The organism is Actinoplanes sp. NPDC004185 (genome assembly GCF_053603475.1).
On record NZ_JBSGFR010000022.1, the window covers coordinates 1 to 18,032 of the forward strand.

Here is an 18,032-nt window from a genome sequence, read left to right on the forward strand (position 1 = left end):
GTCCAGCCGATACGCCCGGCGGCGTCGGCCGAGCGTTGCAACCCGGCCAGGATCCGCGCCCACGTGCCATCGCGTTGCCACCGGCGAAACCACCGATACAAGGTCGGCCACGGCGCGTACTGCACGGGCACGTCACGCCATGGACAGCCGGTCCGCGCCCGCCACCGGATGCCGTCGATGATCTGCCGTTTACTCCACTTGGGCGGCCTGCCCCGGCGCGTATCCGCAGGCAGCAGCACTGCCAGGTGCTGCCATTGCGAGTCGCTCAGGTCGTGCCGCCTCGCCGCCGCTAGGCTGGCCACGAGGTCTCCGGTATGAAGTTCTGCTTGGTCGCTGAACCACTTACCGGAGACCTCTTCGTCTATCGATCACCGCCACGCCGCAACCTCAGCCACCGCCCGACATTACGAAACGCGACCTAGGACACTCCTTCGGCGGCCGACGGCGCGGCGACCTTGTGGAAACATGGATCTCGTGACGTCGACCTGGACCGAACCCGCGAACACCGCCACGGCCCTGCTGCTGCTGGGCCGTGGCACCGATCCCGCCAGCGAGCGCGGCGTGGACTGCCCCGGCGATCTGCCGGCGCCCAGCGACCCCGACCTCGTCGCCCGGGCCACGGCCGCCAAGGCCGCGCTCGGCGACCGGGTGTTCGTGCTGGGCCACCACTACCAGCGCGACGAGGTCATCCAGTTCGCCGACGTCACCGGCGACTCGTTCAAGCTCGCCCGCGAGGCGGCGGCCCGCCCCGGCGCCGAGTTCATCGTCTTCTGCGGCGTGCACTTCATGGCCGAGAGCGCGGACATCCTGACCGGCCCCGGCCAGCAGGTGATCCTGCCCGACCTGGCCGCCGGCTGCTCGATGGCCGACATGGCCGTGCTGGGCCAGGTCGAGACGGCCTGGGAGCAGTTCACCGACCTGGGCATCGCCGACCGGGTCGTCCCGGTGACGTACATGAACAGCTCGGCCGACATCAAGGGCTTCGTCGGGCGCAACAACGGCGTGGTCTGCACCTCGTCCAACGCCAAGCGGGCCCTGGACTGGGCGTTCGAGCAGGGCCAGCAGGTGTTCTTCCTGCCCGACCAGCACCTCGGCCGCAACACGGCGGTGCTGGAGATGGGCTTCGACCTCGACGACTGCGTGCTCTACGACCCGCACAAGCCGAACGGCGGCCTCACCCCCGAGCAGCTGCGCGACGCCAAGATGATCCTCTGGCGTGGGCACTGCTCGGTGCACGGCCGGTTCACCATCGACAGCGTGCGCGAGGTCCGCGAGCGGGTCCCGGGCGTGCGCGTGCTGGTCCACCCGGAGTGCAAGCACGAGGTGGTCCGCGCGGCCGACGAGGTCGGTTCGACCGAATACATCATCCGCGCCCTGGACGCGGCGCCCGCCGGCTCGGCCTGGGCGGTCGGCACCGAGCTCAACCTGGTCCGCCGGATGGCCCTGGCCCACCCGGACAAGCACATCACCTTCCTGGACCGGACGGTCTGCTACTGCTCGACCATGAACCGCATCGATCTGCCGCACCTCGTGTGGGCGCTCGAGGAGCTCGTGGCCGGCCGCGTACCCAACCGCATCACCGTCGACGAGGACACCGCGAAGTACGCGCGGGTAGCCCTCGATCAGATGCTGGCACTGCCGTAAAAACTCACCCTCGGTAACCGTCGATGAGCCGTACGCACGGCCGCACCTTTTTGTTGGCTTAATCATCAGCAATTCGTGCCGCCTTGGGCGTTGTGATGATTTCTGCTCTGGTCACGCAGGGCTATGCTGCCCGGGCGGCAGCCGCCGGTCCCCCATCGTCGGCTGCACCCCTGTTCGCATCCGGGCGCGCTGACGCGCCCGCCTCTGGAGGTTGCGTTGACCGACGACGTCCTGGCCGTACACGGCGGTACGCCGCTGCACGGACAGATCCGGGTCCGTGGCGCCAAGAACCTGGTTTCCAAGGCCATGGTGGCCGCCCTGCTGGGCGAGTCGCCGAGCCGGCTCTTCGACGTGCCGCGCATCCGTGACGTGGAGGTCGTCCGCGGCCTGCTCGGTCTGCACGGTGTGAAGGTGACCGACGGCGCCGACGACGGCGAACTCGTCATGGACCCCACCAACGTGGAGAGCGCCAGCAGCGACGAGATCAACGTGCACGCCGGGTCGAGCCGGATCCCGATCCTGTTCTGCGGGCCGCTGCTGCACCGGCTCGGGCACGCGTTCATCCCGGACCTGGGCGGCTGCCACATCGGGCCGCGGCCGATCGACTTCCACATCCAGGCGCTGCGGCAGTTCGGCGCGGTCGTCGACAAGACGCCCGAGGGCATGCACCTGACGGCACCCAACGGACTGCACGGCACGAAGCTGGAGCTGCCGTACCCGAGCGTGGGCGCCACCGAGCAGGTGCTGCTCACGGCGGTGCGCGCCGAGGGCGTCACCGAGCTGCGCAACGCGGCCATCGAGCCGGAGATCATGGACCTGATCTGCGTGCTGCAGAAGATGGGCGCCATCATCACGGTGCACACCGACCGGGTCATCGAGATCCTCGGCGTGCCCCGGCTGCACGGCTACAACCACAAGCCGATCCCGGACCGGATCGAGGCCGCGAGCTGGGCCGCCGCCGCGCTCGCCACCCGCGGCGAGATCGAGGTGCTGGGCGCGCAGCAGGCCGACATGATGACGTTCCTCAACGTCTTCCGCTCCATCGGCGGCGAGTTCGAGATCACCGACGCCCGGGTCGGGCGCACCGGCGTCACCGGCGTCGAGGGCGGCATCCGGTTCTGGCACCCGGGCGGCGAGCTCAACGCCGTGGCGCTGGAGACCGACGTGCACCCCGGCTTCATGACCGACTGGCAGCAGCCCCTGGTGGTGGCCCTGACCCAGGCCCGCGGCCTGTCGATCATGCACGAGACGGTCTACGAGCAGCGCCTGGGCTACACCGAGGCGCTGAACACGATGGGCGCGACCATCCAGGTCTACCGCGACTGTCTCGGCGGCACCCCGTGCCGCTTCGGCCGGCGCAACTTCAAGCACTCCGCGGTCATCGCCGGACCCAGCAAGCTGCACGCGGCCGACCTGGTCATCCCCGACCTGCGGGCCGGCTTCAGCCACCTGATCGCCGCGCTGGCCGCCGAGGGCACCTCCCGGGTGTACGGCGTCGACCTGATCAACCGCGGCTACGAGGACTTCGAGGGCAAGCTGGCCGCCCTGGGCGCGCTGGTCGAACGCATCTGAGCTCCCTTTCCCCGAAACCGCGCCGGCTCTGTGCCGGCGCGGTTTCGGGTTTGTGGGGGCTCTTGGCTACGCTGCGGGGGTGTCCTCGCTGTTTCGCCGAAAGTCCCCCGACCTCGTCTCCGACGCCACCGCCACGGTGACCGACGAAGCCGGGCAGTCGGCCGCGCCCAAGCCCAAGGCCTACACGCCCTCGAAGAAGGAGCTCGGCGTCGCGACGCCGAAGCGCACCAACGCGCAGCGCCGGCACGACACGGCGCAGGCCCCGGCCAACCGGCGCGAGGCCTACAAGCAGATGCGCGAGCGTCAGAAGGTCGAGCGGGCCGAAGCCTCGGCGGGCATGCGCGCCGGCGACGAGCGCTACCTGCTGGCCCGCGACCGCGGTCCGGAGCGGGCCCTGGTCCGCAACATCGTCGACGCCAAGCGCACGGCCGGCACCTGGTTCTTCGCCGGCGCGATCATCGTCTTCGTCGGCTCGACCGGCGCGATGCCGCCGGTGGTCCAGATCGGGGCCAACCTGCTCTGGGCGATCCTGGCCATCGCGGTGCTCATCGACAGCGTGCTGATCGCCCGCAAGGTGAAGAAGCTGGTCTCGGAGCGCTTCCCGAACACGACGCAGCGCATCGGATCGCTCTATCTCTACGGGATCATGCGCGGGCTGACCTTCCGCCGGATGCGCGTCCCGAAGCCTCAGGTGGAGCTGGGCGACAAGATCTGATTCCTCGCTCCAAGATCTGGATCAGATTCATGTCGTGCCTGGTTGCCGGGTGCTGGCCGTCGCTCCCGCCGAGACCGGGCGAGGGTGACCAATCGCCTGGCGGCTCATGAGCGGCCACCCTCACCCTGCCAGGTCCGTGCTCGGGGAAACCCCGCTCGGGTTACTCGACGCCGGCCAGGCGGAGCAGGGCGGCGGTCGCGGCCGCGGCGAGGATGACCACGACGAACGGTGCGCGGCGCCAGGCCAGCAGGGCACCGACCAGCACGCCGGCCGGGCGGGCGATGCCGGCGAAGCCCGTCCCCTCCATCAGGGCGGCGGTGGTCGCCAGGGCCGCCAGCAGCGCCGCCGCGGCCATCGGGAGCAGGCGCTGGAGCTGGTCGGAGAGTTCGAGGCGGTCGCGCAGCAGCACGCCGGCCAGCCGCATCGTGTAGGTGCCCACGGCCAGGGTCAGAATCGCCGCGATCAGCATGACGCCTCCCAGCTCTCGGTGCGTCGGTCAGGCCCGGACAGCCGGACGCCGGCCTCGCGCCGCACACCCCCGGTCGGCTGGACGCCAGGCTCGGCCTCATGCCGCACAGCCCCGGTCGGCTGGACGCCGGGCTCGGCCTCGCGCCGCACGGCCCCGGGCGGCTCGACCCCCGGCTCGGCCTCGCGCTGCACGGTTTCGGGCGGCTGGCCGCCGGTGATGTCGGCCCGGCGGCGGGGGCGGAACACCGCGGCGAGGCCGACCAGAGCGCACAGGACCGGGAGGCCCGCCGGCAGGATCGGGGTCAGTGCCACCGCCACTGCCGCGCCCAGCAGGGCGACCAGGCGGGTGTCGCGGTCGCGCAGGGACGGCAGGATCAAGGCGATGAGGCCGGCCGGAAAGGCCGCGTCCAGGCCCAGCGCCGCCGGGTCGCCGGTGGCTCCGCTCAGCCACACGCCCAGGGCTGTGCCCGCGTTCCACGACGTGAACAACGTGACGCCGATCAGCCAGTAGGTGCGGCGGCGGCGGACCGGGTCCTGCTCTGCCAGCGTGAACGCGACCACCTCGTCGGTCATCAGGTGGCTGCCGATGAGCCGGTCACGCCAGCGGGAGCCGACGGTGGCCGAGACCGCCAGGCCGAACGGCAGGTGACGGGCGTTGAGCAGCAGGCCGGCCAACACCGCGGCGATCGGGTTGCCGGCGGCGATCAGGCCCACGGCGAGGAACTGGGCGCCGCCCGCGAAGACCGCTGTCGACATCAGGAACGGGACCCAGACCGGCAGCCCGTACGCGATCGCGATGGCCCCGAACGACGCACCCACCGCGATCATCGCCGCCGCGATGGCCGCCGCGTCGCGCAGCAGCGCGCGGTCCGGTGTTCGGGATGGCGTACGCATGGTCCAGAATAATGAACGAAGCACCCGGCGTTCGTCAAACCGAACGACTCGACCGACGGAGTGAACATGGCGCATCCGGCTCCCCCGCTCGCCACCATCGCCGCGGCCCTGCGCCGCGAGCGGGAGCGGGTCGGCATCTCGCTGGCCGAGCTGGCCCGGCGGGCCGGGCTCGCCAAATCGACGCTCTCCCAGCTCGAGTCGGGCACCGGCAACCCCAGCGTGGAGACGCTCTGGTCGCTCGGCGTGGCACTCGGCGTGCCGTTCAGCCGGTTGGTCGAGCCGCCTACCCCGCTCATCCGGGTGGTCCGGGCCGGCGAGGGGCCGCGGCTGCAGTCCGACCACGCCGACTTCTTCGCCACCCTGCTCGCCGCGGGCAGCGCCCATGCACGGCGTGACCTCTATGTCATGGAGCTGGAGCCGGGCGGCTCCCGGCAGGCCGAAGGACACCTGCCCGGCAGCATCGAGCACCTGGTCGTCGCGGCGGGCCGGCTACGGGTCGGGCCGGAGCGGGAGGAGCTCGAGCTCGGCCCCGGCGACTACGTCACCTTTCCCGGCGACATCCCGCACAGTTACCAGGCCCTCGAGCCCGGGACCTGGGCGGTGCTGGTGATGGAGCATCGCTAGGAGGCGTACAGGCGGGCGACCACGTCCTCGATGTCCGGCTCGACCAGGGACATGTCCCGCAGGCAGGACAGGGCCGCCAGCCGGGCCACCACCGGTCCGGCCTCGTCGGAGAGCAGGTCGAACGAGGCGCGGTGCCGGTCCGCCTCGACGGAGACGAGCGTGGCCCCGTCGACCGTGAAGCCGGGCGGCAACGGTGCGTCGAGGTCCACGACCAGGCGGCGGCGGGACCCGTACCGGTTGTGCAGGGCCTCGATCGTCCCGTCGTGCACCACCCGGCCGTGGTCGATCACCACCAGCCGCCGGCAGAGCCGCTCGATGTCGGCCAGATCGTGCGTGGTCAGCACCAGGGTGACGTCGCCGGTGGCCCCCAGCTCGGCCAGGAACGAGCGCACCGCCTGCTTGCTCACCACGTCCAGGCCGATCGTCGGCTCGTCGAGGAACAGCACCTCGGGCCCGTGCAGCAGCGCCGCGGTGAGCTCCCCGCGCATGCGCTGGCCGAGCGACAGCTGCCGTACCGGGGTGTCCAGGAAGCCGTCCAGATCCAGCAGGCCGACGCAGCGCCGCAGCCGGGCGGCATGCTCCGGCGCCGGCACCCGGTAGATGTGGCGCAGCAGGCTGAACGACTCGCGCAGCGGCAGGTCCCACCACAGCTGCGACCGCTGCCCGAAGACCACCCCGATGCGCAGCGCCAGCCGGGTGCGCTGCGCCACCGGGGTCAGCCCGCACACCGACACGGTCCCGGCCGACGGGGTCAGCACGCCGGTCAGCATCTTCAGCGTCGTGGACTTGCCGGCGCCGTTCGGGCCGATGTAGCCGACCATCTCGCCGCGCTCGATCCGCAGGTCGATGCCGTCGACCGCGGCCACCGTGCGTTTCGTGCGGCGCAGGCGGCCGGCGCGGACCCGTACCGTGAAGTCCTTGCGCAGGCCGTCCATCCGGATGACGGTCACGGTCTCCCCCTCATGATCCGGTGCTGCGGTAGTGCCGGATGCCGGACCGCCAGACCAGGGCGGCGATGCCCGCCGCGAGCAGCGCGACCAGCGATGACACGTAACCCGTCCAGCTCGGCAGACCGAGCGGGTCGGTGCGGCCCAGCAGCGCCAGCGCCGGCTGGTAGGACACAAAAGCGAAACCCAGGCCGTACGCGAAGACGGCCCGGAACCAGCCCGCATAGACCGGCACCGGGTACGAGGTGAAGTCACGCCCGCCGTAGGTGAACGCGTTACCGAGCTGTCCCGAGTCCACCCACCAGAACGCCAGGCTGGCGCTGAGCACGAAGATCGCGCCGAAGAACACCGCCCCGGCCACCGGCACCAGCAACGCCAGCGCCACCCGGGCCGGCGTCCAGTCGATGTCGTTGAGCCACAGGGCCACCACCAGCACCACGACGGCCAGCGCGACCCGCAGGGCCTTGCGCAACGGCAGGTCCATGAAGATCAGCTGGGCCAGGGCGCTCAACGGCCGGAGCAGGACGGCGTCCATCATCCCGGTCCGGACGTAGGTGGTGAGCCGGTCGATGTTGCCCACGACGAAGTCGGCGAAGTTGAAGGCGCACGAGGACAGGCTCACCATGAGGACGGCCTCGGTGAGCGTGAAACCGGCCACGGTCGGGGTGGCCCGGAAGATCACCAGGACGGCGATGACGTCGAGGGCCGTACCCCCGATGTTGGAGATCATCTCGACCACGAAGGACGCCCGGTACGCCATCATCGACCGCCACTGCCCACCCAGCAGCGCCGCGTACGCCCGCAGCTCAGCCACCCTGAGCCACCAGCCGGCGCTCGGCGCGGCGCTGCACCAGCGCACAGAGCGCCAGCAGCACCGCCGCCCAGCAGGCCTGGAGCACGACCAGGGCCACCTGCACAGGCGTGGGATCCCGCTCGACCAGCACATCCAGCGGCGTCTGCAGGAAGCCGGGGAACGGCGTGGCCACCCACAGGGTCACGGCCAGCCAGTCGGGCAGGAACCGCAGCGGGAAGTAGAGCCCGGCCAGCACACCGGCAGCCAGCGTCCAGAGAATGAGCGGCCCGCGCGCATCGTGCAACCAGTAGGCGGTCGCGTTGACCAGGAACCGCATGCCCATGCTGCCGACCACCGCCAGCAGCACGGACACCGCGAACAACGGCACGGTGAGCAGGCGGCCGGGCAGATACGGATCGAAGAAGACCAGGCCGACGGCGACCGGCGGCACGAACCGGAAGAGCAGCGCGTGCAGGGCCCGGCCCAGGTCCGGCGCCAGATAGCTGAGCACCGGATGGACCGGCCGCAGCAGATCGGCCGTCACGTCACCACTGCGGATCCGGTCGGCCAGTTCCGTCCACCCCCAGAGCGCGACTACGCTGAGCAACCCCTGTCCCACCCACACGAAAGTGGTCAGCTGCGCCGCGTCATAGCCGGCGGGCCGGCCGCCGACCGCACCCGCGGCCACGGCGAGCAGCACGTAACAGCGGAGGAACCCGAAGACGGTGTTGGTGAACGCCCCGGCTATGGTCGCCTGCCGGTAGGTGGCGTACCTCCGGAAACCTGACCATGCGAGAGCACCGGAAGTGGCGAGAGCGTCCCGGAACGGCCGGTGCGGAGAGATCTGAGGCACCCTGGCGTCGAGCCCGTCCACGCCGTTAATCTCCTTCCACAACCCCCGCAGCGGAGCCGGGCGACTGTACCCGGTGCCCCGCCCTGCCACCGAGCTATTTCCGACAAGGTGGAAAATCGTCGTGACGGAGCGTAACCAGCCATCGGCCGCCCCGAGGGCTGCCCGATGAACGGTTGGAGCTCCCACTCCGGCGCCGACCGCTGGGACGACGAACCCGCCTGGGTGTACGAGATCACCTGGGAATGGGAGCCCCTGCCCGGCCAGCGCTACCCGGGCGACCCGGGCCGCCGCCGGGCCGTGCACCACCCCGTCTACGACGCCTCCCGAGCAGCGGAAGCGGCGTCGGCCTGGGACGCCGACTTCCGGACGATCGCCCAGGCGTCCGGCCCACCCGCACCGTCGTCGGGCGGCCCGTCAACCGCCCGCCCGGTATCCCCGGCGGCCGGCCGCGCGACGGTCGGCCGTCCACCGCAGCCGCCGCCGTCGTGGACCGGGCCGGAAGAGCAGCAGGGGTACGCCGCACCGGGGGGCCGGACACCGTACGTGGCGGGAGGGGCGCCGCCGCAGCAGCAGGGACCGTCGTGGAACAGGCCGGTGCCGTTGCCCGACCGGCTGCCGGAACAGGAACGGCGGCATCAGCGGCCGTCGGCTGAACGGCCGCAGTCCGGGGGGCGGGCGCCGCAGGGGGATCCGCGGTTCCAGGATTCTCGGTATCAGGGGGGTCAGCAGGCTGCGGACAACCGGTTCCCGGACGGGCGGTCCTACGACCCGCGGTCGGCCGGTGCGCGAGCCGAGCCTGAGCATCGGCCGGCGGAGCCGCGTCGTCCTGCCGCGCCGCAGGACGGCCGGCCAGGCTTCACCGGCGGTCAGCCCCGACCGGCGCAACGGTCCGGACCTGAGGCGCGGCCGGACGGGGACGCTTACGTGCCGTACCGGATCGGTCCGGCCTCGCAGTCCCCGTCGCGGCCCGCCCAGGAACCGCCCGCCCGCCCCGGGGACGACCGCGTGTACGGCCAGCCGGCCCGGCCCGTGAGTCATGACACGCCGCCTTATCAAGGGCCGGGTGCCACTACGCCGGTCGCGCCTCATACGGCTCCGCGGCCGGTGGCGCCCGACCGGGCCTGGGCTTCACCGGTTGACCCGCGGCCGGCTACGCCGCTGGGGCCTCGCGTTGAGCAGGGGGAATCACGGTCGGTGGCGCCGCGGTCGGCGCCGCCTGCGCCTCGGCGTGCGGCTCACAGTGCGGAACCGCCTACTGATCCGCGCTTCCCGGCGCCTATGCGGGCGGTGCCGCCGCAGGATGGGCAGCAGCCGAGGATGGCGCCGCCTGTGGTGGGGCCGGCTGGCTACACGCCGCCGCCTGGCAAGCCGGCACCTGCCGCGCCTGCCGCCTATGCAGCACCGCCCGTGCAGTCCGCGCCGCCGGTGCGCCCCGCGCCGCCGGTGCACTCAGCGCCGCCGGTGCACTCAGCGCCGCCGGTGCACTCAGCGCCGCCGGCTGATTCTGTGCCGCCGGTTCAGGCTGGGCGGCCTGAGCAGCAAGGCCGGTCTGCGCCGGAGTCTTGGGCGCCTGCCGCCTACGCTGCGCCGCCCGCTGTGGCGACTCCGGCCGCCGGGCCGCAGCAGGCGCCGCCGGTTGCTCGGCCGACGTCCGCGCAGCCCGCGCACTATCGTCCGGCTCCGCCGACCCAGCCCTATCAGCCTCAGCCGCGACACGGCGCGCCGGCGCCGGCGCCGGTGCCCACCCCGCCGGTCGACGAGCGGCAGGCGCTGCGGCCTCCGTATGGCGTTCCCACCCGGCCCGAGGAGGCGGCGCCGGTTGAGTCCACCGGTTCGCGGCCGACGGTTGAGCCTGCTGTGGGCGGTACTCCCGCGGTCGATCCGGAAGTCACCCGGCCGATTCCGCCCTTCGCGGGAGCGGGGTCGCGCAGTGAGCCGGCGCATGACGCAGCTGCGAAGACCACACCAAGCCAGGAGGAAGCTGCGGCCACGCCCGCACAGGCTGAGCCAACTCCCGTGGCTGAAGCGGAAGAGCCGCACGGTCTGGGCTGGCTGCTGTCGATGAGCGGCCTCGGTGCGGTCACCCCGGAACCGGAACCGGCCGCCCCGGATCCGACCGATCTCATCATCCAGACTCCAGAACCCGCCGCCGACGAGGTCAGCGGCGCGACTACCGACACCAGTCCGGCCGCCGCTGCCCTCGCCACCACCGCCCCCATCAGCGGCGTGCCGGTCAGCGGCGGACCCATCAGTGGCGGACCTGTCAGCGGCGGACCCGTTAGCGGCGTGCCGGCCAGCGGCGCACCGGTCAGTGGCGGACCCATCAGCGGCGCGCCGGCCAGCTCGATGCCGACCAGCGGGGCCGCCGTCAAACAGGACTGGTTCTCGCCGACCACCGAAACCCGCATGGTCCGGCCGCAGCCCACGGAGGTCGCCCCGGAGCACCAGGCGCCGACGGAGGCCAACCCGTCCGTCGAAACGCCGGCCGACGACACGGCCGCAACCGCCGCAGCAGCGCCCGACATCGCAGCCGCCAACACGACCACGCCCGACATCGCAGCCCGCAACACTGCGACGCCCGCCGCCGCTGAAACGCCCGTCACGGCGGCTGCCGATGTCGCCGATCGCGAGGCCACCGGCGTCGACCTGTCGGAGCCGGAATCGGTAGATGCCGACGGTCCGCCGGCGGAGCAGCACCTCGCCGAAGACCCGGCCCTCGCCGGCGACAAGCCCGACGCGACAGTCCCGGCAGCCATCGAACCGGCCGACGCGGCACCGACCGCCGTCGACCCAGCCCACACCGAGCCGACCAACTTCGAACCGGTCGACGCCGAGCCGACCGCCGGCGAACCGGCCGCCGCCGAGCCGGCCATGGATGAACCGGCCGCCGCGGAGCCGGTCCTCGTAGAACCCGCGGTCCCCGAACCGGCCGACGCCGAGCCGACCGCCGCCGAGCCGACCGCCGGCGAACCAGCCGCCGCCGAACCGGCCGCCGCGGAGCCGGTCCTCGTAGAACCCGCGGTCCCCGAACGGGTCGACGCCGAGTGGACCGACATCGAGCCCGCTGACCCGCAGCCCGAAGCCGCGGAGCAGGCGGAATCCCAGCCGGCCGACCCAGAACTGGCCAGCGCCGAGCCGTCCGACACGGAACCGGCCCACCCAGAACTGGTCGATGCGGAAACGGTCGACGCGGAACTGGTCGACGCGGAAGTCGCCTACGCGAACATCGCCGACCCAGAACTGACCGACACGGACGTCATCGACGCGGAACTGATCGACGCCGACGTCATCGACGCGGAACTGGTCGAGGAGGAACCGGCAGGTCCAGAAGTCGTCGACGCGGACGTCGCCGACCCGGAACGGACCGACACGGACGTCATCGACGCGGAGCTGGTCGAGACCGCCCTGACCGACGCCCAGCCGACCGAGACCGCCCAGCCGGAAACCCCGGCAGTCGAAGCCGAGGAATCCGAAGCGCCGCCGGAGCAGACCGAGCAAGCCGCTGCCGATCCCGGCCTGCCCGCCGTCGATCCACCCCACGCCGAGACGGTGGATGCCGAACCGATCGACCCGGACCCGACCGAAGCCCCCCAGCCCGCCCCGATCCACGCGGAGATCGCCACCCCGGAGCCCGCCGAATCAGACCCGGCGCAACCGGAGCCGGTGCAGGCAGAGCTGATCGACCCCGAACCGGCCGGCCCGCAGCGAACCACCGAGGAACCACCACCGCCCCAACCAGCCGACACAGCGCAGGCAAAAGCCGAACCCACACCTTTCCTGCGGCGGCAGTCCGCTCCCGCGCGTACCGGAACTCCCGGCCCCGCACCCGAGCCCGAGCGTCGCCGCGCCGACCCGGAGCAGATTCTGGCCGCGTACCCCTGGAAGGTTGATCCGGTCACCCTGCGGGAGACCGTCGATGACCCGGAGCCGCTCCTGGCCGTCCGGGATCGGCTCACCGACCGGCTGGAGTACGCCGAGCGGGACACCGTCCGCGCCGGACTGCTCGGTCTGCGGGCCGTCGCGTCCCGGGTGCTCGGGGATCTCGGCTGGGCCCTCGCCGACGCCCGGGAGGCGCTGCGGCATGCCGAGGCCACCGGGGAGCTGCGGCTGATCGCGCTCGCGCAGGCCCGGCTCGCCCAGGTGCAGCAGTGGCTGGGGGATTTCGCCGAGGCCGACCGGTTGTTCGAGGAGGCCAATTCCATCGAGCTGCCCGACCGGCTCCGGGCCGAGCTGCACGTCCAGGCGGGCAAGTCCGGCTACGAGCAGGGCCGGTTCCTCGAGGCCTGCAACCATTTCGAGGCCGCGCTGGAGCTGCGGCGGGTCGAGGATCCCGAGCTGGTCGCCCGGACCGGGGCGGCGCTCGACGCGGTCATGGACCGGGTCCGGGAGGCCGGGTGGGGACCTTACCCTCGCTCGCGCGAGGAGATCCTGCAGCGGAGCGAGCCGCCGCATCCGGCTCTGGACTACGACTCCGGGTGGCAGGGGTACGCCGACAGCAACGGCGAGGTCGTCATCCCCGAGCGTTACGCCGAGGCCCAGCCGTTCCACGAGGGTGTGGCCTGGGTACGCCGTCCCGGCACCGCCGCCTGGGAGCTGATCGACGAGACCGGCGCCCTGGTCATCGACCCGTCCAGCGGTTACGTGCAGGTCAGCCGGTTCGCCGACGGGCTGGCCTGGGTTTCTCGGGATCCGGCCGGCGGCTGGTTCGCCGTCGACTGGCACAACCGGGTCATCGTGCCCGGCGGCTTCGAGGATGTGCGGCCGTTCCGGCACGGGCTGGCCGTGGTGCGCCGCGGCGGGTGGGGCGCCGTCGACCGGCACGGGCGGATCGTGGTGCAGCTGAAGTATCAGCGTTTCGCCACCGAGCTGACCGCCGGCGGGCCCGTCGAGGGTTTCACCGGTGACGGACTGGCCGTGATCGACGCCGGGGACCGGCTCGGGGTGGTCGACCGGACCGGCCAGTTGCGGGTCGCGCCGGTGCACGCGCGGCTGCTCATCCACCCGTTGGCGTTCATCGTCGGTGACCGGGACGGGCGCTGGGGTGCGCTGGACCGCGACGGCGATCCGGTGCTCGAGGTGAGCCGGGCCCGGCCCGCGGATGTGGTGGACGAGATAGAGCGGCTGCTCTCCGCTACCCGGCCGGTTCTGTAAGGGGCCGGTAGGGTCCCAGGCATGGAGTTCCGTCACCTCGGCCGTTCCGGCCTACTCATCAGCGAGATCGCGTACGGCAACTGGATCACCCACGGCTCCCAGGTCGAGGAGGACGCCGCCGCCGCGTGCGTGCGGGCCGCCCTCGACGTGGGCATCACCACGTTCGACACCGCGGACGTGTACGCGGGCACCCGCGCGGAGGAGGTGCTGGGCCGCGCGCTCAAGGGCGAGCGCCGCGAGGGCCTGGAGATCTTCACCAAGGTCTACTGGCCGACCGGCCCCGGCCCGAACGACCGCAGCCTGTCCCGCAAGCACATCATAGAGTCGATCAACGGCTCGCTGCGCCGCCTCCAGGTGGACTACGTCGACCTGTACCAGGCGCACCGCTACGACTACACGACGCCGCTCGAGGAGACGATGCAGGCCTTCGCCGACATCGTGCACTCCGGCAAGGCCCTCTACATCGGGGTGTCGGAGTGGACCGCGTCGGAGATCCGGGCCGGCTGGGAGCTGGCCCAGGACCTGAAGATCCAGCTCGTGTCGAACCAGCCGCAGTATTCCGCGCTGTGGCGGGTCATCGAGGCCGAGGTGGTGCCCACCTCGATCGAGCTCGGCATCGGCCAGGTGGTCTTCTCGCCGATCGCCCAGGGTGTGCTGACCGGCAAGTACGAGCCGGGCAAGCAGCCGCCGGCGGGCTCGCGGGCCACCGACGACAAGTCCGGCGCCGAGTTCATCTCGCGCTGGATGAGCGACGAGGTGCTGACCGCGGTGCAGCGGCTCAAGCCGCTCGCCGAGCAGGCCGGCCTGTCGCTGGCGCAGCTCGCGGTGGCCTGGGTGCTGCAGAACGACAACGTGTCGGCGGCGATCATCGGCGCGTCCCGGCCCGAGCAGGTCCACGACAACGCCAAGGCGTCGGGCGTGAAGCTCGACAGTGACCTGATGAAGGCGATCGACGAGGTGCTCTCGCCGGTCACCGAGCGGGACCCGGCCAAGACGGTCAGCCCCGCGAAGCGTCCCTGATCCGCGTCGCCCGGCGTCCCCGTGCGGGGGCGCCGGGCGAGCCTCAGAGCGACTGCCAGAAACGCATGTAGGCGAGACCGATCTCGCCCATGCTGTCCGGCACCCCGATGAGCCCGGCGAGCCAGCTCACCAGCGTGAAGAACCAGACGTTGATCTTCGACTGCCAGAGCAGCACGAAGAGCAGAATGAAGCCGTACGGCGCGAACAGGTTGTACGCGCGCTGGTACGGCGGGCTGAGCCAGGGCTGGACGATGTTGCCGCCGTCCAGGCCGGGCACCGGCAGCAGATTCAGCAGGCTCGCCGTGACCTGCAGGAACGCCAGCGCGGCCAGGGCCACCCAGAAGTCACCGTGGCTGCCGCCGATGGTCCAGCCGCCGGAGCCGTCGCTGAGCAGCACCACGTCGTCGCCCGCGCCTAACAGGAACGGCACGGCCAGGATCAGCGCGAACAGCACGTTGGTGGCCGGACCGGCCGCGCTGATCAGCGACTCCTTGACCTTGCTGCGGATGTGCGCGTGGTCCACCCACACCGCCCCGCCGGGCAGGCCGATGCCGCCGAGCACCACCGCGACCAGCGGCAGCACGATGGACAGCACCGGGTGCGTGTACTTCAGCGGGTTCAGCCGCAGGTAGCCCCGGTCGGCGACGCCCCGGTCACCGGCGAAGTACGCGACGATCGCGTGTGCGTACTCGTGCAGGCAGAGCGAGAGCACCCAGCCGGACACGATCAGCAGGAACACGTCGACCCGGACGTTGCCGTACCCGGTCCACGCCATCCAGCCGGCCACCGCCGTGACCGCCACGATCCCGACGAAGACCGGGCTGGGGACGAAGGCGCTCTTCGGGGCGCCCCGCGAGACCTGGTAACTCACTCGGCCGGCAACAGACTCATCTTGTAGTCCACCCGGTCGTCCTCGACCAGGGTGACCTGGGTGACCCCGGCGGCCGCCAGCTCACGCCACGCCTGGCCGATCCACGACTCGGCGTCGGCCTGGCTGCTGAACGTCTCGGTCGGGCCGGCCACCGGCTGTCCGTCGACGCCCTCGTACCGCCAACTCCACGGCATCCCGCCGCCTCCCTCAGGTGTCGATCTGTCGTCCTGTTCCCACCCTACGGTGTGCGCGCCGGTACGCCCGGTACGCCCGGGCCCATCGAAGCCGGGTCGCCCCGCATGATCGCGGCGGACGGCCCTAAAGTACGGGGCATGTCAGCTGACGGGTGGAGTTCGGTCCTGGTGCTCGGCGGGATCCGGTCCGGCAAGTCCGCGTTCGCCGAGGCGCTGGTCGCCGGCGCCGCCTCGGTCCGCTATGTCGCCACGGCGGTCGGCGGCGAGGACGATCCCGAGTGGCGCGCCCGGATCGAGACCCACCAGCGCCGCCGCCCGCAGTCCTGGACCACCGAGGAGACCGGCGCCGACCCGTCCCGGCTGGCCGCGCTGCTCACCGAGGCCAAGCCCGACGACACGCTGCTCGTGGACGACCTGGGCGGCTGGGTGGCGGCGCTGCTCGACCCGGCTCAGCAGCCCAACGACGACCTGGCGACCGTGACGGCCCTGGCCGAGGCGGTGCGCTCGTGTGCCGCCCGGCTGGTGCTGGTCAGCCCCGAGGTGGGGCTGTCGCTGGTGCCGGCCACGCCGGTCGGCCGGGCGTTCGCGGACGCGCTGGGCACCGCCAACCAGGCGCTGGCCGGGGCCTGTGACCGGGTGGCGTTCGTGGTGGCCGGGCGGCCGACCTGGCTCAAGACCGGGCCGGACGCGCCCGCGATCGTCACCGACCTGCAGGCGGAGAACGCGGAGACCGGCGCGGGGGCGCTGGGCGTCGACGAGGTCGCCATGCACGACGCGATGACGGCGGCGACCCCTCCCGCCGGCACGCCCGTGATCACGCCCGCCGGCGCGTCCGGCACCGCCGCCGCTGACACGCCCGGGACGGCCGGCGCCGGCGCGGCCGGGGTCGGCGCGGCCGGGGTCGGCACGGCCGGGACCGGCACGGCCGGGACCGGCACGGAGCCGATGTCGGCCGAGGAGGCCGTGGCGGCGCACCGGGCCCGCACCGCGCACGCCGGCGAAGGCGCCCTGCACGCCCCGACCATGGTGCTGCCGCTGGTCGCCAGCGGCGCGGTCATCGAGGCGGGCATGGACCTGCCGCTGCCGGACAGCGACGCCGGGCCGGACGCCCGCGACCGGCTCGCCGGGGTCGACCTGCCCGGGGCGGGCATCGGCACGCTGCTCGAAGCCGTCGAGTTCGCTGCCGCCACCCAGAACACCGCGACCCCACGCGCTTGGGGCCCGGTCCGCGTCCTGCTGATCGACGGCCGGCACGGCGGCGGCGCGGCGGCCGGCGGCGACGAGCAGGACGCCACCCGCCGGGCCGACGAGGCCGAAGCCGGCGAAGGTGCGCTCTCCCGCCTCGCGGCGACCGCGGACGCCGACATCGTGGTGGTCCGCACGCCCCCGTCGGGTGCCATGGAGGACGGCCCGGTGCTCGACGCCGAGGCGGTCGACGCGGCGCTGCGGCAGGGCTGGGCGCTGGCCGACGCGGCCGGCGAAGCCGGCCGGGAAGTCGTCATCCTGGCCTCCTGCGGGGTGGGCACGGAGGCCGCGGCGACGGCCGTGCTGGCCGCGACCACCGGCGCCGAACCGGTGGCGATCCTGCCGCGGGTGCTGGTGCCCGGCGGCTTCTACGACGACGCGGCGTGGATGGTCCGCTGCGCGGCCGTCCGCGACGCGATGCACCGCATCCGCCAGGAGCCGCGCGGCGCCAAGGACATCCTGGCCCAGCTCGGCGGGGCCGACCTGGCCATCGCGACCGGCGCGCTGCTCGGAGCGGCCGCCCGGCGGATGCCGGTGCTGCTGGACGGGCCGCTGGGCATCGCGGCCGGACTGGTGGCCCGCGACCTGGCCAGCCAGGCCCGGCACTGGTGCCTGCTGCCCGACGCGGGCACCCACGCGCTGGTCCGGCAGGGCGCCGACGTGCTCGGGCTGACCCCGGTCGTGCAGCTCGGCCTGGACCTCGGCGAGGGCGCGAACGCGCTGGCGGTACTGCCGCTGCTGCGCTCGGCGATCGCGCTGGGGGGCGCGCTGCCGGTGCACCCGGCGCTGCTGGCCGGACACGGCGACGCCGGCCTGACCGCGGACGAGGACGGACCGGACGGGGACGACGAGCAAAGCTTCGCCGAGCCGGAGCCACACGGCCCCGGCCCGGCCAGTGCCTGACGACCCCAGGCCGGCCGACGCCGAGCCGGCGCAACCCGAGCCGCAACAAGCCCGGCCGGCCGACGCCAAGCCGGCGCAACCCCAGCCGACCAAGCAGCAACCGCCACAAGCCCGGCCGGCCGACGCCGATCCGGCCCG

At 72.8% G+C, this 18,032-nt stretch carries 15 protein-coding genes; 7 read left to right on the top strand and 8 right to left on the bottom strand.

Annotated elements, in window-relative coordinates:
* Positions 1 to 302: transposase (locus ACWEOZ_RS22625; RefSeq protein ID WP_451912663.1), on the bottom strand; the 302-nt coding region annotated here is incomplete at its 3' end.
* Between the two features lie 172 nt (positions 303 to 474).
* Between ACWEOZ_RS22625 and nadA the strand changes: the two genes are divergently transcribed.
* The 3 genes from nadA (at position 475) to ACWEOZ_RS22640 (ending at position 3,931) form a co-directional block, all read left to right on the top strand.
* A complete protein-coding gene (gene nadA, locus ACWEOZ_RS22630; RefSeq protein ID WP_451912796.1) occupies positions 475 to 1,644 on the top strand; it encodes a quinolinate synthase NadA in 1,170 nt (389 codons plus the stop codon).
* 216 nt (positions 1,645 to 1,860) lie between these two features.
* Positions 1,861 to 3,216, top strand: coding sequence for a UDP-N-acetylglucosamine 1-carboxyvinyltransferase (gene murA / locus ACWEOZ_RS22635; RefSeq protein WP_360814493.1), 1,356 nt, complete (start codon positions 1,861 to 1,863; stop codon positions 3,214 to 3,216).
* A 79-nt stretch (positions 3,217 to 3,295) separates the two neighbouring features.
* Positions 3,296 to 3,931 carry a DUF3043 domain-containing protein gene (locus ACWEOZ_RS22640; RefSeq protein WP_451912664.1) on the top strand — a complete coding sequence of 212 codons (636 nt, stop codon included), beginning with the start codon at positions 3,296 to 3,298 and terminating at the stop codon, positions 3,929 to 3,931.
* 160 nt (positions 3,932 to 4,091) lie between these two features.
* Here the strand turns inward: ACWEOZ_RS22640 and ACWEOZ_RS22645 are convergent, their stop codons facing one another.
* Together ACWEOZ_RS22645 and ACWEOZ_RS22650 are read right to left on the bottom strand one after the other, a co-directional pair.
* Positions 4,092 to 4,400: an AzlD domain-containing protein gene (locus ACWEOZ_RS22645; RefSeq protein WP_451912665.1), complete on the bottom strand. Its 309-nt coding sequence runs from the start codon at positions 4,398 to 4,400 to the stop codon at positions 4,092 to 4,094.
* Positions 4,394 to 5,293 (bottom strand): AzlC family ABC transporter permease, encoded by a 900-nt coding sequence (locus ACWEOZ_RS22650; protein WP_451912666.1) that lies wholly within the window; start codon positions 5,291 to 5,293, stop codon positions 4,394 to 4,396. The genes ACWEOZ_RS22645 and ACWEOZ_RS22650 overlap by 7 nt, the downstream gene beginning before the upstream one ends.
* A 66-nt stretch (positions 5,294 to 5,359) precedes the next feature.
* On the opposite strand from ACWEOZ_RS22650, the gene ACWEOZ_RS22655 reads away from it, so the two are divergent.
* Positions 5,360 to 5,917, top strand: coding sequence for a helix-turn-helix domain-containing protein (locus ACWEOZ_RS22655; protein WP_451912667.1), 558 nt, complete (start codon positions 5,360 to 5,362; stop codon positions 5,915 to 5,917).
* Here the strand turns inward: ACWEOZ_RS22655 and ACWEOZ_RS22660 are convergent.
* Genes ACWEOZ_RS22660 through ACWEOZ_RS22670 form a run of 3 tightly spaced genes read right to left on the bottom strand, consistent with a single transcriptional unit; the run spans position 5,914 to position 8,531 of the window.
* Positions 5,914 to 6,867: an ABC transporter ATP-binding protein gene (locus ACWEOZ_RS22660; RefSeq protein WP_451912668.1), complete on the bottom strand. Its 954-nt coding sequence runs from the start codon at positions 6,865 to 6,867 to the stop codon at positions 5,914 to 5,916. The genes ACWEOZ_RS22655 and ACWEOZ_RS22660 overlap by 4 nt on opposite strands.
* 10 nt (positions 6,868 to 6,877) lie before the next feature.
* A complete protein-coding gene (locus tag ACWEOZ_RS22665) occupies positions 6,878 to 7,678 on the bottom strand; it encodes an ABC transporter permease (RefSeq protein WP_451912669.1) in 801 nt (266 codons plus the stop codon).
* Positions 7,671 to 8,531 carry an ABC transporter permease gene (locus ACWEOZ_RS22670; RefSeq protein WP_451912670.1) on the bottom strand — a complete coding sequence of 287 codons (861 nt, stop codon included), beginning with the start codon at positions 8,529 to 8,531 and terminating at the stop codon, positions 7,671 to 7,673. The genes ACWEOZ_RS22665 and ACWEOZ_RS22670 overlap by 8 nt, the downstream gene beginning before the upstream one ends.
* A 1,995-nt stretch (positions 8,532 to 10,526) precedes the next feature.
* On the opposite strand from ACWEOZ_RS22670, the gene ACWEOZ_RS22675 reads away from it, so the two are divergent.
* Both ACWEOZ_RS22675 and ACWEOZ_RS22680 read left to right on the top strand, forming a co-directional pair.
* Positions 10,527 to 13,661: a WG repeat-containing protein gene (locus tag ACWEOZ_RS22675; protein ID WP_451912671.1), complete on the top strand. Its 3,135-nt coding sequence runs from the start codon at positions 10,527 to 10,529 to the stop codon at positions 13,659 to 13,661.
* Positions 13,662 to 13,682: 21 nt separating this feature from the next.
* Positions 13,683 to 14,681, top strand: a complete 999-nt coding sequence (locus tag ACWEOZ_RS22680; protein ID WP_451912672.1) for an aldo/keto reductase family protein — start codon at positions 13,683 to 13,685, stop codon at positions 14,679 to 14,681.
* A gap of 43 nt (positions 14,682 to 14,724) precedes the next feature.
* Here ACWEOZ_RS22680 and ACWEOZ_RS22685 read toward each other — a convergent pair whose 3' ends face one another.
* Positions 14,725 to 15,552, bottom strand: coding sequence for a site-2 protease family protein (locus tag ACWEOZ_RS22685; protein ID WP_451912673.1), 828 nt, complete (start codon positions 15,550 to 15,552; stop codon positions 14,725 to 14,727).
* Positions 15,549 to 15,746: a hypothetical protein gene (locus tag ACWEOZ_RS22690; protein WP_023359740.1), complete on the bottom strand. Its 198-nt coding sequence runs from the start codon at positions 15,744 to 15,746 to the stop codon at positions 15,549 to 15,551. Before ACWEOZ_RS22690 ends, ACWEOZ_RS22685 begins: the two co-directional genes overlap by 4 nt.
* A 138-nt stretch (positions 15,747 to 15,884) precedes the next feature.
* Between ACWEOZ_RS22690 and ACWEOZ_RS22695 the strand changes: the two genes are divergently transcribed.
* Positions 15,885 to 17,894 (top strand): bifunctional adenosylcobinamide kinase/adenosylcobinamide-phosphate guanylyltransferase, encoded by a 2,010-nt coding sequence (locus tag ACWEOZ_RS22695; protein ID WP_451912674.1) that lies wholly within the window; start codon positions 15,885 to 15,887, stop codon positions 17,892 to 17,894.
* Positions 17,895 to 18,032 lie beyond the last annotated feature (138 nt).

Excerpts from the sequence above, each read along its gene's own strand:
- ACWEOZ_RS22680 (WP_451912672.1), top strand. The coding sequence starts at position 13,683 with ATGGAGTTCCGTCACCTCGGCCGTTCCGGCCTACTCATCAGCGAGATC.
- ACWEOZ_RS22650 (WP_451912666.1), bottom strand. The coding sequence starts at position 5,293 with ATGCGTACGCCATCCCGAACACCGGACCGCGCGCTGCTGCGCGACGCG.
- ACWEOZ_RS22645 (WP_451912665.1), bottom strand. The coding sequence starts at position 4,400 with ATGCTGATCGCGGCGATTCTGACCCTGGCCGTGGGCACCTACACGATG.
- ACWEOZ_RS22690 (WP_023359740.1), bottom strand. The coding sequence starts at position 15,746 with ATGCCGTGGAGTTGGCGGTACGAGGGCGTCGACGGACAGCCGGTGGCC.
- ACWEOZ_RS22695 (WP_451912674.1), top strand. The coding sequence starts at position 15,885 with ATGTCAGCTGACGGGTGGAGTTCGGTCCTGGTGCTCGGCGGGATCCGG.
- ACWEOZ_RS22655 (WP_451912667.1), top strand. The coding sequence starts at position 5,360 with ATGGCGCATCCGGCTCCCCCGCTCGCCACCATCGCCGCGGCCCTGCGC.